Annotated in this window: 12 protein-coding genes, 1 pseudogene and 1 riboswitch; of the genes and pseudogenes, 7 read left to right on the top strand and 6 right to left on the bottom strand. The window is 72.7% G+C overall.

Features of this window, described 5'->3' with window-relative positions; translation table 11 throughout:
- Positions 1 to 12 precede the first annotated feature (12 nt).
- The 3 genes from ACIPXC_RS09180 (at position 13) to ACIPXC_RS09170 (ending at position 3,453) form a co-directional block, all read left to right on the top strand.
- On the top strand, positions 13 to 1,380 hold the full coding sequence (locus ACIPXC_RS09180) for a M16 family metallopeptidase (protein ID WP_401615283.1): 1,368 nt from the start codon (positions 13 to 15) through the stop codon (positions 1,378 to 1,380).
- 213 nt (positions 1,381 to 1,593) lie between these two features.
- Positions 1,594 to 1,753, top strand: a riboswitch (cyclic di-AMP (ydaO/yuaA leader).
- A 12-nt stretch (positions 1,754 to 1,765) separates the two neighbouring features.
- Positions 1,766 to 2,566, top strand: a complete 801-nt coding sequence (locus ACIPXC_RS09175) for a M23 family metallopeptidase (protein ID WP_401615133.1) — start codon at positions 1,766 to 1,768, stop codon at positions 2,564 to 2,566.
- A gap of 209 nt (positions 2,567 to 2,775) precedes the next feature.
- Complete coding sequence (locus ACIPXC_RS09170) at positions 2,776 to 3,453, top strand: GntR family transcriptional regulator (protein WP_401615131.1); 678 nt, start codon at positions 2,776 to 2,778, stop codon at positions 3,451 to 3,453.
- Positions 3,454 to 3,696: 243 nt separating this feature from the next.
- Here ACIPXC_RS09170 and ACIPXC_RS09165 read toward each other — a convergent pair whose 3' ends face one another.
- A complete protein-coding gene (locus tag ACIPXC_RS09165) occupies positions 3,697 to 3,978 on the bottom strand; it encodes an HPr family phosphocarrier protein (RefSeq protein ID WP_031146520.1) in 282 nt (93 codons plus the stop codon).
- Positions 3,979 to 4,163: 185 nt separating this feature from the next.
- Here ACIPXC_RS09165 and ACIPXC_RS09160 point away from each other — a divergent pair, with 185 nt between their 5' ends.
- Genes ACIPXC_RS09160 through ACIPXC_RS09145 form a run of 4 tightly spaced genes read left to right on the top strand, consistent with a single transcriptional unit; the run spans position 4,164 to position 9,510 of the window.
- Positions 4,164 to 6,953: a GNAT family N-acetyltransferase gene (locus tag ACIPXC_RS09160; RefSeq protein WP_401615128.1), complete on the top strand. Its 2,790-nt coding sequence runs from the start codon at positions 4,164 to 4,166 to the stop codon at positions 6,951 to 6,953.
- 50 nt (positions 6,954 to 7,003) lie between these two features.
- On the top strand, positions 7,004 to 7,603 hold the full coding sequence (locus tag ACIPXC_RS09155) for a DUF5998 family protein (protein WP_386394243.1): 600 nt from the start codon (positions 7,004 to 7,006) through the stop codon (positions 7,601 to 7,603).
- The gene (locus ACIPXC_RS09150; protein WP_401615127.1) at positions 7,603 to 8,805 is read left to right on the top strand and encodes an alkaline phosphatase family protein; all 1,203 of its coding nucleotides are present in this window, start codon (positions 7,603 to 7,605) and stop codon (positions 8,803 to 8,805) included. Before ACIPXC_RS09155 ends, ACIPXC_RS09150 begins: the two co-directional genes overlap by 1 nt.
- Before the next feature lie 54 nt (positions 8,806 to 8,859).
- Positions 8,860 to 9,510, top strand: coding sequence for a thymidine kinase (locus ACIPXC_RS09145; protein WP_401615125.1), 651 nt, complete (start codon positions 8,860 to 8,862; stop codon positions 9,508 to 9,510).
- Between the two features lie 4 nt (positions 9,511 to 9,514).
- Here ACIPXC_RS09145 and ACIPXC_RS09140 read toward each other — a convergent pair.
- From ACIPXC_RS09140 to ACIPXC_RS09120, 5 genes and pseudogenes are all read right to left on the bottom strand, one after another.
- Positions 9,515 to 9,910 (bottom strand): annotated as a pseudogene (locus ACIPXC_RS09140) (DUF2254 family protein); the annotation flags it as partial.
- Positions 9,911 to 9,967: 57 nt separating this feature from the next.
- Positions 9,968 to 11,734, bottom strand: coding sequence for a cation:proton antiporter (locus ACIPXC_RS09135; protein WP_401615123.1), 1,767 nt, complete (start codon positions 11,732 to 11,734; stop codon positions 9,968 to 9,970).
- Between the two features lie 63 nt (positions 11,735 to 11,797).
- The gene (locus ACIPXC_RS09130; protein ID WP_401615121.1) at positions 11,798 to 12,853 is read right to left on the bottom strand and encodes a cytochrome d ubiquinol oxidase subunit II; all 1,056 of its coding nucleotides are present in this window, start codon (positions 12,851 to 12,853) and stop codon (positions 11,798 to 11,800) included.
- Positions 12,850 to 14,322: a cytochrome ubiquinol oxidase subunit I gene (locus ACIPXC_RS09125; RefSeq protein WP_401615119.1), complete on the bottom strand. Its 1,473-nt coding sequence runs from the start codon at positions 14,320 to 14,322 to the stop codon at positions 12,850 to 12,852. The genes ACIPXC_RS09130 and ACIPXC_RS09125 overlap by 4 nt, the downstream gene beginning before the upstream one ends.
- 39 nt (positions 14,323 to 14,361) lie before the next feature.
- Complete coding sequence (locus ACIPXC_RS09120; protein WP_401615281.1) at positions 14,362 to 15,156, bottom strand: SDR family oxidoreductase; 795 nt, start codon at positions 15,154 to 15,156, stop codon at positions 14,362 to 14,364.
- Positions 15,157 to 15,275 lie beyond the last annotated feature (119 nt).

Here is a 15,275-nt window from a genome sequence, read left to right as displayed (position 1 = left end):
GCAGCCGTCACGATGACCTTCCACCCGCGCCCGCAGGCCGGCGAGCCGCAGCCGTGGGCCTTCCCGGCCCCCGAGCGCGGGACGCTGCCCAACGGGCTGACCCTGCTGCGCTGCCACCGCCCGGGCCAGCAGGTGGTCGCGGTCGAGATCAACCTCGCCGCGCCGCTCGACGCCGAGCCCGAGGGCCTGGACGGCGTGGCGACCATCATGGCGCGCGCCCTGTCGGAGGGCACCGACAAGTACTCCGCCGAGGAGTTCGCCGCCGAGCTGGAGCGCTGCGGAGCCACCCTCGACGCGCACGCCGACCACCCGGGCCTGCGGGTCTCCCTGGAGGTCCCGGCCTCCCGGCTGGCCAAGGCGCTGGGCCTGCTCGCCGAGGCGCTGCGCGCCCCCGCCTTCGCCGACGCCGAGGTGGACCGGCTGGTGCGCAACCGGCTCGACGAGATCCCGCACGAGCTGGCCAACCCCCAGCGCCGCGCCGCCAAGCAGCTCTCCAAGGAGCTCTTCCCGGCCTCCCAGCGGATCTCCCGGCCGCGTCAGGGCACCGAGGAGACGGTCGCCCGGATCGACTCCGCCGCCGTACGCGCCTTCTACGAGGCCCACGTACGCCCCGCCACCGCCACCGCGGTGGTCGTCGGCGACCTGACCGGCATCGACCTGGACGCCGTACTGGCGGACACCCTGGGCGCCTGGACCGGCGACACCGCCGAGCCCCGCCCCGTGCCTGCCGTGACCGCCGACGACACCGGCCGCGTGGTCATCGTCGACCGGCCCGGCGCGGTCCAGACCCAGCTGCTGATCGGCCGCATCGGGCCGGACCGCCACGACCGCGTGTGGGCGGCCCAGGTGCTCGGCACGTACTGCCTCGGCGGCACCCTCACCTCCCGCCTGGACAAGGTGCTGCGCGAGGAGAAGGGGTACACCTACGGGGTGCGGGCCTTCGGCCAGGTGCTGCGCTCCACCGCCGACGGCAAGGGCGCCTCCATGCTCGCCATCAGCGGCTCGGTGGACACCCCCAACACCGGACCGGCGCTGGAGGACCTCTGGAAGGTGCTGCGCACCCTCGCGGAGGGCGGTCTGACCGACGCCGAGCGCGATGTGGCCGTGCAGAACCTGGTGGGCGTGGCCCCGCTGAAGTTCGAGACGGCCGCTTCGGTCGCCGGCACCCTGGCCGACCAGGTCGAGCAGGAGCTGCCCGACGACTACCAGGCGCAGCTGTACGCGCAGTTGGCCGAAACCGGCACGGTGGAGGCGACCACGGCGGTCGTGAAGGCCTTCCCGGCGGACCGGCTCGTCACGGTCCTGGTGGGCGACGCGGCGCAGATCGAGGAGCCGGTGCGGGCCCTCGGGATCGGCGAGGTCACCGTCGTCACCAACTGACCTCACGGGAGCCCGGACGACGGGCAACTGACGCACTGCGCAAGAGGCTCCGGCGATTTTCCGCCGGAGCCTCTTTTGTCCGTTTAGTGGTGAGGTTGCTTGTATGTGATGTGGCGTACGCAACAAAAAGACGCGTCTGTTTGGCGATTGACTGATGATCCGCCTAGCGTCGGCCGTGCTGTCCGTCAGTCGGCCCGCCGCACCCGCGGCACCGGGCAGCGATCGCCGAGTCCCCGTCAGGCGCGAGCCTGGGGAGCCGGGGACCCACATCAGTCCCTGGGGTGAATCGGACCCCCTCGCAAGAGGAGGCCCGTAGGAGACCTTCCTGCTCCGAACCCGTCAGCTAACCCGGTAGGCGAGAAGGAAGGAAAGGATCAAACCCTTCATGGCGTTTGGCAGTCGTCCCGCTGGTACCGGCAAGCACCGTGGTTCCAGCCGCCTGAGCAAGAAGACCGCCGGCTACGCCGGTATCGCCGCGATCGCCACCACGGGTGTGGTCGGCTCCCTCGCCGCCCCGGCCTTCGCCGCGGACAACCACAGCAGCTCCGCCCCGGAGAACGGGCTGGGCGCCGTCGTCGTCGCCGAGGACCTCGCGGGCGACATCCAGGACCAGGCCGAGTCCCAGCAGCGCGCCGCCGAGCACGCCGCCGCCCAGGCCCAGGCCGAGGCCGACGCCAAGCAGAAGGCCGCCGAGGCCAAGCGCCTCGCCGAGGCCAAGGCGAAGGCCGAGCGCGAGGCCGCCGAGCGCGCCGCCCGCGAGGAGGAGCGCAAGCGCCTCAACACCTTCGTCGCGCCGCTGGGCGACTCGTACGTCAGCACGCAGTACAAGGCGGGCGGCGGCATGTGGTCCTCCGGCAGCCACACCGGCATCGACTTCCACGCCGCCTCCGGCACCTCGGTCCACGCGGTGGGCTTCGGCACCGTCGTCGAGGCCGGCTGGGGCGGTGCGTACGGCAACAACGTCGTCATCAAGCACAACGACGGCACCTTCACGCAGTACGGCCACATGTCCTCGCTGAGCGTCTCCGTCGGCCAGCAGGTCACCCCGGGCCAGCAGATCGGCCTGTCGGGCTCCACCGGCAACTCCAGCGGCCCGCACCTGCACTTCGAGGCCCGTACCGGCTCGCAGTACGGCTCGGACATCGACCCGATCGCCTACCTGCGCTCACACGGCGTCAGCCTCTGACCCCTCGGCGCCGCTCACCGCGCCGCGCGTACGGCGCACAGCTTCACGAAGACCCCGCCTCCCGAGCCGGGGTCTTCGTGTTTTTGCGCCCGGACGCAATGTTTCGGATTCCCGCCCGCTCTCGAAATTATGCTGTGCTGCAATAGAGTCGTGGCATGCGCGTGGGTGCGCATGGGGGCTGGTGATCGGAAATAGGCGGAGGTTCAGTCTTGCGTATTCCTGCGCACGCGGTATGCACGGCAATTCGCGACGACATCGTCTCCGGGGTGTTCGAACCGGGCGGTCGGCTGACCGAGGAGGTGCTGGCCCGCCGGTACGGGGTCTCGCGCGTCCCGGTCCGCGAGGCCCTGCGGACCCTGGAGTCCGAGGGCTTCGTGACCACGCGGCGCCACGCCGGGGCCTGTGTGGCCGAGCCGACGGCGCAGGAGGCGGCGGACCTCCTGGAGCTGCGGATGCTGCTGGAGCCGCTGGCGGCCGCCCGGGCCGCCCGGCGCCGCACCGACGCGCACCTCAAGGTGCTGCGGGGGCTGGTCAGGCTGGGGCAGGAGCGGGCCAGGCGGGGGCAGGGCGAGGACCTGCGGTCGCTCGGGGGCTGGTTCCACGAGACCCTCGCGCAGGCCTCCGGCAGTCCCGGGCTGATCGCGCTGCTCACGCAGATGCGGCACAAGGTGGCGTGGATGTTCGTGGTGGAGGTGCCGGCCCGGCCGGCGGAGTCCTGGGCGGAACACGGCGCGATCGTGGACGCGGTGGCGCGCGGGGACGCCGAGCGGGCGCGGGCGCTGGCCGCGGTCCACGCCGACCGCGCGGCCGCCGCGCACCGGCTGCGGAAACGGCCGGCGGTGAGCTCTTCGCAACCTGCCGTAAACATGTCGAGCGGCCGGCATTAACAGGAGCCGTATACAAAGGATGGCATCGCGCGAATTCTGTGCGCGGCGTAATTCGCTGCGCCGAATTCCTGCGGACCGCGCGTGATCTCGCACGGCGCTGTCGCATCGGCCCTTTTCAGCCGGAGCCGAATTCCCCGGGCCCGGCCTTCCGTGCCTCTGCGCAACGACAGAACGGCCCGGCCGCGGCCCCCCGTCCGGGGCCGCGGCCGGGCCGCTCGTGTCGTACGGGGTGAACCCGAAGGGTCAGACGGTCTCGGGGAGCTCTTCGAGACCCTCGGCGACCAGCTTCGCGAGGCGGTCCAGTGCGACCTCCGCGCCCTCGGCCTCGGAGGCGAGGACGATCTCCTCGCCACCCTGGGCACCCAGGCCCAGTACCGCCAGCATGGAGGCGGCATTGACGGGGTCGCCGCCGGACTTCGCGATGGTCACCGGGACGCCGGAAGCGGTCGTCGCACGGACGAAGATCGAGGCGGGACGAGCGTGCAGGCCCTCGGCCCAGCCGACGTTGACGCGGCGCTCTGCCATGGTGATGCCCTTCAGGTTCTCAACGTTGTCTAGACCAGTCTCTCACGGCATCCCGAATGCTCCTACCGGCCTTCGGCCTCAATGCCGCCGCCCCTCGACCTTCCCCAGCTTGCACCGGTTCGACCCGGCTTGCCTGCTACGCCGCGCGAGCGCTGTCCGCCTCGGTCCGGCCGTAAGGTAGGCGCATGACCATAGAGTCGGACCCGTCCTACCCGGCCCACTGGGAAGCCGACGTCGTCCTCCGCGACGGCGGCACCGCCCGGATCAGGCCCATCACCACCGAGGACGCGGGCCGGCTCGTCAGCTTCTACGAGCAGGTCTCGGACGAGTCGAAGTACTACCGCTTCTTCGCGCCCTACCCCCGGCTCTCCGACCGCGACGTGCACCGCTTCACGCACCACGACTACGTGGACCGGGTGGGCCTCGCCGCGACCATCGGCGAGGAGTTCATCGGCACCGTCCGCTACGACCGCATCGGACCCGACGGCCGGCCCGCCTCCGCCCCCGCCGACGAGGCGGAGGTCGCCTTCCTCGTCCAGGACGCCCACCAGGGCCGCGGGGTCGCCTCCGCACTCCTCGAACACATCGGCGCGGTGGCCCGCGAGCGCGGCATCCGCCGGTTCGCCGCCGAGGTACTGCCCGCCAACACCAAGATGATCAAGGTGTTCACGGACGTCGGCTACCAGCAGAAGCGCAGCTTCGAGGACGGTTCCGTCCACCTCACCCTCGACCTCGAACCCACCGCCGAGTCCCTCGCCGTGCAGCGCGCACGGGAACAGCGCGCCGAGGCCCGCTCCGTGCAGCGCCTGCTGGCCCCCGGCTCGGTGGCGGTCGTCGGCGTCAGCCGCTCCGGCGCAGGCGTGGGCGCGGCCGCACTGCGCAACCTGCGCGACAGCGGCTTCCACGGCCACCTCTATGCCGTCAACGAGGCCGTCACCCGCGACCTCCTCGACGGGGTGCGCGCCTACCGCACCGTCGGGGCCATCGACGCCCCCGTCGACCTCGCGGTGATCGCCGTCCCGGCCGACCGGGTCCCCGACGCGGTGGCCGCCTGCGGCGAGCACGGCGTGCAGGGGCTCGTCGTCCTCTCCGCGGGATACGGGGACAGCGGCCCGGCCGGACTCGCCCGCCAGCGCGAGCTGCTGCGGCAGGTGCGCTCGTACGGGATGCGCCTCATCGGACCCAACGCCTACGGGGTGATCAACACCGCCCCGGAGGTGGAGCTCAACGCCTCCCTGACCCCCGCGCCGATGCCGGTGCGCGGCCGCACAGGCCTGTTCACCCAGTCCGGCGCGATCGGCATCGCCCTGCTCTCGGCGCTGCTCCGGCGCGGCGAAGGCCTGTCCTCCTTCGTTTCCGCCGGGAACCGGGCCGACGTCTCCGGCAACGACATCCTCCAGTACTGGTACGAGGACGAGGCGACCGACGTCGCCCTGCTCTACCTCGAAACCCTCGGCAACCCGCGGAAGTTCACCCGCCTCGCCCGCCGCACGGCGGCCGTCAAGCCCGTGGTCGTCGCCAAGGGCGGCCGCCACACCCCCGCCGGACACGTTGTCCCCGGCACCCGCCTGTCGGAGGACACCGTCTCCGCCCTCCTGCGACAGGCCGGCGTCATCCGGGTCGACACGGTCACCGAGCTGGTGGACGTCGGCCTGCTGCTGGCCTCGCAGCCCCTGCCCGCCGGACCCCGTATCGCCATCCTCGGCAACTCCGAGTCCCTCGGCGTCCTCACCTACGACGCCTGCCTGACCCAGGGCCTGCGGCCGCTGCCGCCCCTGGACCTGACGACCGCGGCGTCCCCGGAGGACTTCCGCACCGCCCTGGCCGCCGCCCTCGCCTCCGACGACTGCGACGCGGTGATCGTGACCGCCATCCCGTGGGTCAGCGAGCACGCCCTCGCCGACGACCTGGCGGACGCGCTCCGCGAGGCCGTCGCCGAGGCCCCCGGCAAGCCGGTGGCGGTCGTGCACGTGGAACTGGCCGAGCTGGTGCGGGCCCTGTCCGCGACCCGGGCCCCCGACGCCGGGGCGCCGGACCGCCCCGCCGCGGGCGGCCCGTGGACCCCGGCTGCCCCCGCGGCCACCGCCACCGCCACCGCCGACCCGGACCGGATCCCCGGCTACCCCGCCGCCGAGCGCGCCGTGAAGGCCCTCGCGGAGGCCGTGCGGTACGGGCAGTGGCGGCGGGCCCTCGCCGACGCCGGGCAGGTCCCCGAGTACGAGGACATCGACGAGGCCGGCGCCGCGGCCCAGCTCGCCGGGCTGCTCGCGGACGTCGACGGCGGGGCCGTACTGACCCTGAGCGACGGGGACGCCCGCGAACTGCTCGCGCGCTACGGGATCCGCGTCCTGCCCACGCTCCCCGCGCCCAGCCCCGACGCCGCCGCCCGGGCCGCCGGGATCCTGGGCTACCCGGTCGCCCTCAAGACCACCGCCCCGCACCTGCGCCACCGCGCCGACCTGGGCGGCGTACGGCTCGACCTCACGAACGAGGCCGAGCTGCGGCGCTCCTACGAGGAGCTCACCGACGCGCTCGGCAAGCCCGCCGAGCTCCAGCCCGTGATCCAGGCCATGGTGCCGCGCGGCGTCGACACCGTCGTCCGGTCCGTCATCGACCCGGCCGCCGGCGCCGTCCTCTCCTTCGGGCTCGCCGGGGTCGCCTCCGAGCTGCTCGGCGACACCGCCCACCGGCTGGTGCCCGCCACCGACCGGGACGCCGCCGGACTGATCCGGTCCATCCGGGCGGCGCCCCTCCTCTTCGGCTGGCGCGGCAGCGACCCCGTCGACACCCCCGCGCTGGAGGAGGTGCTCCTGCGGCTGTCCCGGCTCGTCGACGACCATCCCGAGGTGATCGGCGTCTCCCTGGAGCCGGTCGTCGTCGCCGCCGAAGGGACCTCCGTGCTGAGCGCCACCGTCCGGGTCGCCCATCCGCCCGCCCGTGGCGATCTCGGGCCGCGGACCCTCCCCAGTTACTGACCGGGTACGGCGCGGTAGGAGGGCACCCGAGGGGCCTTACCATTGACCCCATGGCGAAATCCGGTACGACGACCCAGGGGCTGCGCACGGCGATCGAGCGCAGCGGCTACTACCCGGCCCTCGTGGCCGAGGCGGTGGAGGCCGCGGTGGGCGGCGAGCCGATCTCGTCGTACCTGGTCCACCAGGAGACGACCTTCGACTCCAACGAGGTGCGCCGCCATGTCACCGTCCTCGTCCTGACCGGCAACCGCTTCATCGTCAGCCACACCGACGAGCAGGCCGCCGACGCAGGGTCCCCGTCCCCGTACGCGACGACCTCCACCGAGTCGGTCAAGCTCTCCAGCATCTCCTCCGTGGTGCTGAGCCGTGTCGTCGCGAACCCGGAGTCCTACACCCCCGGCACCCTGCCCCGCGAGGTCGTCCTGACCATCGGCTGGGGCGCGGTCTCCCGGATCGACCTGGAGCCGGCCGCCTGCGGCGACCCCAACTGCGACTCCGACCACGGCTACACCGGCAACTCCACCGCCGACGACCTCAGCCTGCGGGTCAGCGAGGCCGGCGACGGACCGGAGGCGGTGCGCCAGACCCTGGTCTTCGCGCAGGCCCTGTCCGAGGCGACCGCGGCGACCTCCACCACCTCCGCCCGCTGATGGTGTACCCCGCACCGCAGGACTGGACCGAGCCGGAGCTGCTGGACCTGGCCGGCGCCCCCCTCCCGGAGTACGGCGCCGGCTCGCTCGCCGACCTGCTGCCCACGCTCGTGGCGGGCCAGGGCGTCCCCGGCTACACCGCCGCCATCGCGGAGCTGACCCCGGCCGACCGCAACTGCGTCTTCCTCGTCGACGGCATGGGCTGGGAGCAGATCAAGGCCCACCCGGACGAGGCCCCGTACCTCACCTCCCTCCTCGGCAGCTCGCGCGGCGGCACCGGGCGCCCGATCACCGCGGGCTTCCCGGCGACCACCGCCACCTCGCTGGCCTCCGTCGGCACCGGGCTGCCGCCCGCCCGCCACGGACTGCCCGGCTACGCCGTGCGCAACCCCGCGACCGGCGAGCTGATGAACCAGCTCCGCTGGCACCCGTGGGCGCCGCCGAAGCCGTGGCAGCCGTACCCGACGGTCTTCCACGAGGCCGACAAGGCCGGCGTGGCGACCGCCCAGGTGTCCTCGCCCGCCTTCCAGACCACCCCGCTCACCAAGGTCGCCCTGAGCGGCGGCACCTTCCTCGGCCGGATGACCGGCGAGGAGCGGATGGACGTGGCCGCCGAACGCCTCGCCGCCGGTGACCGCTCGCTCGTCTACACCTACTACAGCGAGCTCGACGGGGCCGGACACCGCCACGGCGTGGACTCCGACGCCTGGCGGGGCCAGCTCATGTACGTGGACCGGCTCGTCCAGCGGCTCGCCGAACAGCTTCCGCCGCGCACCGCGCTGTACGTGACCGCCGACCACGGCATGGTCGACGTCCCCTTCGACGAGGACGCGCGGATCGACTTCGACGAGGACTGGGAGCTGGGCGCAGGCGTCGCCCTGCTGGGCGGCGAGGGCCGGGCCCGGCACGTGTACGCGGTGCCGGGGGCGGAGGCCGACGTGCTGACGGTGTGGCGCGAGGTGCTCGGCGACCGCTTCTGGGTCGCGAGCCGCGAAGAGGCCCTGGAACTGGGCTGGTTCGGCCCGCCGGGGGAGTGCGACGAGCGCGTGTTCGGCCGGATCGGCGATGTCGTCGCGGCGGCCCAGGCAGACGTCGCGATCACCGCTTCGCGCAACGAGCCCAACGAGTCGGCACTCACCGGAATGCACGGCTCCATGACCGCGGCGGAACAGCTCGTCCCGCTGCTCGAAATCCGTACCTGACCCCTCCGGTCACCACTCCGTACCCGCCCACGACCCGAAAGGTCCGTACTCCCCATGCCCGAGCTGGTGTTCTTCTCCGGAACGATGGACTGCGGAAAGAGCACTCTGGCGCTCCAGATCACGCACAACCGCTCGGCCCGCGGCCTGCAGGGCGTGATCTTCACCCGCCAGGACCGGGCCGGCGAGGGCAAGCTGTCCTCCCGTCTGGGCCTGGTCACCGAAGCGGTGGAGGTCGCCGACGCCATGGACCTCTACGCCTACCTCGTGGGCGAGCTCTCCCAGGGCGGCAAGGCGGACTACGTGATCGTCGACGAGGCCCAGTTCCTGGCGCCGGAGCAGATCGACCAACTGGCCCGGATCGTCGACGACCTCGGCAAGGACGTCTTCGCCTTCGGTATCACCACGGACTTCCGCACGAAGCTCTTCCCCGGCTCGCAGCGCCTGATCGAACTCGCCGACCGGATAGAGCAGCTCCAGGTCGAGGCCCTGTGCTGGTGCGGCGCCCGGGCCACCCACAACGCCCGCACCATCGGCGGCGTGATGGTCGTCGAGGGCGAGCAGGTCGTCGTCGGCGACGTGAACCGCCCGTCGGAGGAGATCGGCTACGAGGTCCTCTGCCGCCGCCACCACCGCCGCCGCATGACCTCCGCCGCGGCCCACGCCGCCGCCCTCTCCCCGGACGTCCTCCCGGTCGCCACCACCTGACCGGTCAGTCGGAGCGGGGGCGGGCGCCGATGCCCTGGGGGTCGGGGGTGCGGGCCCGGGTGCGGCGGGCGGGGTCGGGGTACTCGCGCTCGACGGCCTCCCGCAGCAGGGTCAGTTCGGTGCGGACGGCCGGCAGGGGGCCCGGCGGCAGGGCGCTGAGCAGGCCCTCCAGCAGGGCGCGGAGCCGTCGGCAGATCTGGACGGACGAGGTGCCGTACTCGCGGATCTCGGTCACGGTCAGCTGCAGATAGTCCTCCCAGTCCCGGCCCTGCACCACCAGCCGCGGCGTGCCGTCCCGGTCGGCCAGCACGTAGCGGTTGCGCAGGCCGGTGCGGCCGACCGTGTGCAGGAACGCCTCGATCTGGTCGAGCACCTGGAGCGCGGTGGTCGGGTCGTTGACGGCGGGGGAGAGAGGTGGCGGACGCGGTCACCCCGGGTGCGGTCGCCCCCGCCGCGGTCACTCCAGACGCGGTACGGGACCGAGCAGGACGAGGAGGTCGTCCGCCGCCGGGGAGACGGTCCCGCCCTCGGTGACCGGGTGGAGCCTGCCGTCGGCGCGCACCACGAACAGCGTCTCGGAGTCCGCCGGGACGGGCCGGGAGGCCGGCTGCACCAGGTAGCGGGCGCCCCGTCGGTACCGCTCGGCCAGGACGTGCCGGACCAGAGGGGCGCCGAAGAGGACGTCGCCGCCCGTGTAGGGGGCGACGACGCCGGTGCCCTCGTGCGGGGGCCCGACCCGGTAGACGGGCCCCTCGACGTTGCCCTCCACCACGACCGAGGCCAGCGCGTTGAAGTCGTCGTCGTCCGTGAGCAGGAAGACGGTGGTGACGCCCTCCAGCCGGGCGCGCGGGTTGGTGGCGGTGGCCAGGAGCTCCCCCTGGGCCAGTTCGAGTCCGGCGTCCCTGATCCGCTCCCGTGCTTCCGCGTCGCCGGCCCACATGAGGACGTCGAGCCCGGCCGACCTCAGGGCCCTGCCCATGTCGACGACCCAGTGGTCGCCGCCGACCAGCAGGGGGCGCGAGCGGGAGGGGCGGGCCACGCCGAGCCTGCGCGCCACGGGCGCGGCGGTCAGGGTGTAGAGCAGGACCGTTCCCACGATCACCAGGAAGGTGACGGGCAGGATCTTCCCGGCCCCGGCCAGGCCCTGGTCGGCCAGGCCGGTGGCGAAGGCGGACGCCGTGGAGGCGGCGACGATCCCACGCGGGGCCATCCAGCCGATGAACCCCCGTTCCCCGCGGGTCAGCCCCGACTTCCCCGTGGACAGGAAGGCGACCAGCGGCCGTACGACCAGGACCAGGAACGCGGCGAGGGCGAGCGAGGGGAGCAGTACGGGCCGCAGGGAGGCCGGGGTGACGGTCGAGGAGATCGAGACGAACAGCAGACCGATGATCAGCTGGACCAGTGTCTCGAAGAAGGGCCGGCGGGCGGGCATGTCGAATCCGGGGAGGTTGGCGACCGCCAGACCGGTGACCGTCGCGGCGATCAGCCCGGTGTCGTCGCGGACGACGTCGCACCCCGCCGACACCACGATCACCACGGCCAGTTGGGCGATCGTGCCGAGTGTCTCGCCGAGCCGCAGCACGCGCAGCGTCAGCCACAGCAGAGCCACGCCCGCGACGCCGCCGGCCAGGCCGACGGCCATGCTGAGCGCGAACTGGCCCAGCTGGTAGCCCCGGCCCAGGACGGTCTGCGAGGAGGAGAGGGCATGGAAGACGAGCGCCCCCAGGATGCCGCCGATCGGGTCGATCAGCGTCCCCTCCCAGACGAGGACGCGCCGCAGCTTGTCGGTGGGCCGCACGTATTCGAGGAGCGGCCCCACGACCGTCGGGCCCGACACCACGAGGATCACGCCCAGCATCGCGGCACTGGCCAGGGACATGCCGAACAGGGCGGGGGCGACGGCGACGACGGCCAGGAAGGTGATGAAAACGCCGGCCACCAGCAGCCGGCCGACGATCCCCCGGGTGCGGCCGGTGAGCCGGCTCAGGTCGAGCCCGAGCCCGGCGTCATACAGGATGACCGCCACCGACAGGGAGACCACGGCGGAGAACTCCGCCCCGATCAGGTTGTTCGGATGGATGACGCCGGTCAGCGCCCCGGCGACGAAACCGGCCGGCAGCAGCAGGAGCAGCGCCGGTACGTGCAGCTTCCCGGCGAGGATCTGGCAGCAGGCGGCCAGTGCCACCGTCAGGGCGACGCCGAGGAGGATCTGGTCCTCGGTCACGACGGCGTCGCCCTCCGGCCTCCCCGGCCCGACGGACGGCCGCCCGGCCCCCGGGAACGGCGCTCAGGCCCCATCGGCGCCCTCGCCCGGTCCGGCGCCGCCGCGCCGCAGGTCGGCGTCGGTGAGCGACTCCAGCTCGCCGTGCGTGTCCAGCCAGTACAGGAGGAAGACGGCCGGGGCGACGATCACCAGGGCGACCAGCGTGACGAACACCAGCCACGTGAGGGTGGACGGGGAGCCCGCGGCGTCGGCGACGGTCATCGAGGTGGGGATGAGGTAGGGACGCTGCGCCATGCCCCAGGCCAGGACCGCCGCCGCGACGACCCCGACGGCCGTGACGCGTACCCAGATGCCCGGCGGGCGCAGCAGCAGCCATGCCGTGGCGAACGTGGCTGCCGCGGCCAGGAGGACGAAGACGAGCCCCGGGCCGTGGGTGAGGCCGCGCCACACGTACGGGGCGTCCGTGCGGGTGACGAACAGCGCCACCACGGCCAGTACGGCGACCACGGCCAGCGAGGCCAGCGCCCGCCCCCGGAAGTGGTCGACCAGATCGGGCGCGTCGAAGCGGCGGGCGTCGCCGGAGAGGAACACGGCTCCGAGGAAGGCGGTGGTCGCGATGGCCAGCAGCCCGAACATCAGGGAGGTGGGGTTGGACCAGGCCTTGGCCGAGGCCTCCGTGCCGAGCGCGACCCGGCCGGAGGCGATCCCGCCGACGGCCGCGCCGAGGAAGAAGGGGGTCACGAGTGAGGACACGGCGAACAGGGCCCCGAACAGGCGCCGCCCGGCGGTCCGCTGCGAGGCCTTGCGGAAGGCGAAGCCGGCGCCGCGCAGGACCATGCCGACGGCGGCCAGGGCGAGGGGCACCCACATGGCGGAGAACACCGTCTGGAAGAAGACCGGGAACCCCGTCCACATGATGACGAAGATGAAGACCAGCCAGACGTTGTTGACCTCCCAGACCGGGGCCATCGCGTGGGTGATGAGCCACCGGGGCCGCTTGCCCCGCTCCGTCCCTCCCGCGGTCAGGTCCCAGAACCCGGCCCCGTAGTCGGTGCCGCCCGCGCAGGTGTACGCGGTCACGGCGAGCAGCAGCACGAAGGCGATGACGTCGGCGGTCACGGGCGGCCCTCCCCGGACGAGGACGAGGACGAGGACGACGAGGACGGGACGGACGAGCGCGGACCGTACGGTGTGTCCGTCTCCGGTGCCTCGACCACAGGCCCCGCCCCCTCCTGCTCGTCGGCGAGCCGCCATCGGGTGCGCATCTTCAACAGGACCGCGAGGAACGCGCCGAAGACGAACACGTACACCACGATCACCAGCCCGAACATGATCCACAAGGTGGTCGAGCGCGTCGCGGTCACCGCCTCGGCGACCCGCATGTTCTGGTAGACGATCCACGGCTGGCGCCCCACCTCGGTGGCGATCCAGCCGCATTCCACGGTCACGACGGACGCGACGCCCGCGCAGGCGGCGCTGCGCCAGAACCACCTGGACTCCGGCAGCCTCCGGCGCCGCCACCAGACCACGGCGTACCAGAGGGCGAGCAGCACCAGCACGGACCCGATCACGGCCATGAGGTCGAAGGCCCAGTGGGCGATGGTCGCCTGCGTGGCGTTCGGCCGGTCACTCTCGGGCACCGAGGACAGCCCGATCACCTTCGTGTCCGGGCTGAAGCCGGCCAGGATGGAGTCGAGCTGCGGGACCTTGATGCCGCCCGAGACCGTCCCGTCCGGGTGCAGCCGCCCGAACAGGTACTCGGGGACGTGGGTGTCGGTCTCCCAGACGATCTCCAGGGCGGCGAACTTCACCGGCTGCTTGTGGAACACCTGCCGGGCGATGGAGTCGCCGAGGAAGAACTGGATCGGGGTGGCGATGGCGGCGACGGTGAAGGGGACGGTGAAGCCGAGCCGGTGGTAGTGGTCCCGGCGGCCGCGCAGCCAGCCGACGGCGTAGACCCCGGCCACCACGTACCCCGCGGTCAGCACCATCGCCACGACGAAGTGCCAGTACTGCGGACCGAACATCGGGGTGAAGACGGCCTTCCAGATGTCCACGTCGACCGGATTGCCCGCGGAGTCGAGGGTGAAGCCCTGCGGGGTGTTCATCCACGAGTTGGCGGCCAGGATGCCGAACGCCCCCATCAGCGCGGCGGCCGGCAGCGGCAGGCCGAGCAGGAAGTGCGTACGGGGCTTCAGCCGGCGCCAGCCGTACAGGTACACGGCGATGAGCACGGCTTCGAGGAAGAAGGCCCACGCCTCGACACCGAAGCCGATGCCGAACACGTCGCCCCACTTCCCCATGAGCCCCGGCCAGAGCAGCCCGAACTCGAAGGACAGGACAGTGCCGGTGACGACGCCGACGGCGAACTGCACCGCCATGACGGCCGACCACCGCCGTGCCAGCAGCAGGGCGGTGGGGTCGTTGCGGCGGATGCCGCGGTAGTGCATCAGCAGGGTGATGAAGGGCAGGGCCACCCCCAGCGGCACCAGGATGATGTGCGACGCCAGGGTGAAGGCCATGAGCTGTCGGGCCGGGAGCAACTGGGCCGGCGCGTCCGCCGCCAGCAGCTGGAACATCGTGTGCATGCGTGCCTTCGCTGCTAGAACGAGCGGAGGGGGGAGCGGTCAGCCGCCGGTGGCGAATCCGGGGAAGAGGGTCATCCCGCCGTCGACGTAGAGGGTGGTTCCCACCACGTAGTCCATGAGGTCGGAGGCGAGCGCGACGACCGCCTGGGCGATGTCGTCCGGATCGCCGATCCGGTCGTACGGGATCAGCTTCAGCAGGTCCTCGCGGGCCTGCTCGGTCTCCCAGGCACCGCGGTTGATCGGCGTCCTGATGGCCCCGGGGGCGACGGCGTTCACCCGGATCTTCTGCGGCGCCAGCTCCTGGGCCAGGGTCTCCATCATCATCTGCACGCCGCCCTTGGAGGACGCGTAGTTGACGTGGCCCGCCCACGGGATGACCTGGTGCACCGAGCTCATGCAGATGATCTTTCCGGCCGCCCGGGACACCTCGGGCACGACGCCGCGCCGCAGGAACTCCTTCGTCGCCTCCCGGGCGCACAGGAACTGGCCCGTCAGGTTGACGTCCAGGACCTTCTGCCACTGGGCGAGGGTCATCTCGGTGAACGCGGCGTCCCGTTGCAGGCCGGCGTTGGCGACCATGATGTCGATCGTCCCGAACTCCCGGACCATCCGGTCCACCATGGCGACGACCTGGTCCTCCTGGGACACGTCCGCCTCGTACGCCGCCGCCCGCACCCCGAAGGAGGTGATCTCCCGGACGACCGCCTCCGCGGACTCCCGGTCCGCCACGTAGTTCACGACCACATCGGCGCCCGCCTTGCCGAGCCCGATGGCGGTCGCTTTCCCGATACCGGAGTTGGCGCCCGTGACCAGCGCCTTCTGGCCCTTCAGCAGGTGAGCCGGAAACACACCCTGCGGTGCGCCCACGGTGGAATCCACGTTGTGCTGCCTCCTCGACGAGCGGTTCCGGCGCGCCCGGGCCGCGGGCGGCCCGGACCGACCGCCCACGTAAT

Source organism: Streptomyces sp. NPDC090021, assembly GCF_044748225.1.
Classification (GTDB): domain Bacteria; phylum Actinomycetota; class Actinomycetes; order Streptomycetales; family Streptomycetaceae; genus Streptomyces.
Note: the sequence above shows the minus strand (reverse complement) of the source record. Positions and strands in the feature narration are given on the sequence as shown.

Coding starts and splice junctions, on each gene's coding strand:
- ACIPXC_RS09180 (WP_401615283.1), top strand. CDS start 13: ATGACCTTCCACCCGCGCCCGCAGGCCGGCGAGCCGCAGCCGTGGGCC.
- ACIPXC_RS09175 (WP_401615133.1), top strand. CDS start 1,766: ATGGCGTTTGGCAGTCGTCCCGCTGGTACCGGCAAGCACCGTGGTTCC.
- ACIPXC_RS09165 (WP_031146520.1), bottom strand. CDS start 3,978: ATGGCAGAGCGCCGCGTCAACGTCGGCTGGGCCGAGGGCCTGCACGCT.
- ACIPXC_RS09160 (WP_401615128.1), top strand. CDS start 4,164: ATGACCATAGAGTCGGACCCGTCCTACCCGGCCCACTGGGAAGCCGAC.
- ACIPXC_RS09155 (WP_386394243.1), top strand. CDS start 7,004: ATGGCGAAATCCGGTACGACGACCCAGGGGCTGCGCACGGCGATCGAG.
- ACIPXC_RS09150 (WP_401615127.1), top strand. CDS start 7,603: ATGGTGTACCCCGCACCGCAGGACTGGACCGAGCCGGAGCTGCTGGAC.
- ACIPXC_RS09145 (WP_401615125.1), top strand. CDS start 8,860: ATGCCCGAGCTGGTGTTCTTCTCCGGAACGATGGACTGCGGAAAGAGC.
- ACIPXC_RS09125 (WP_401615119.1), bottom strand. CDS start 14,322: ATGCACACGATGTTCCAGCTGCTGGCGGCGGACGCGCCGGCCCAGTTG.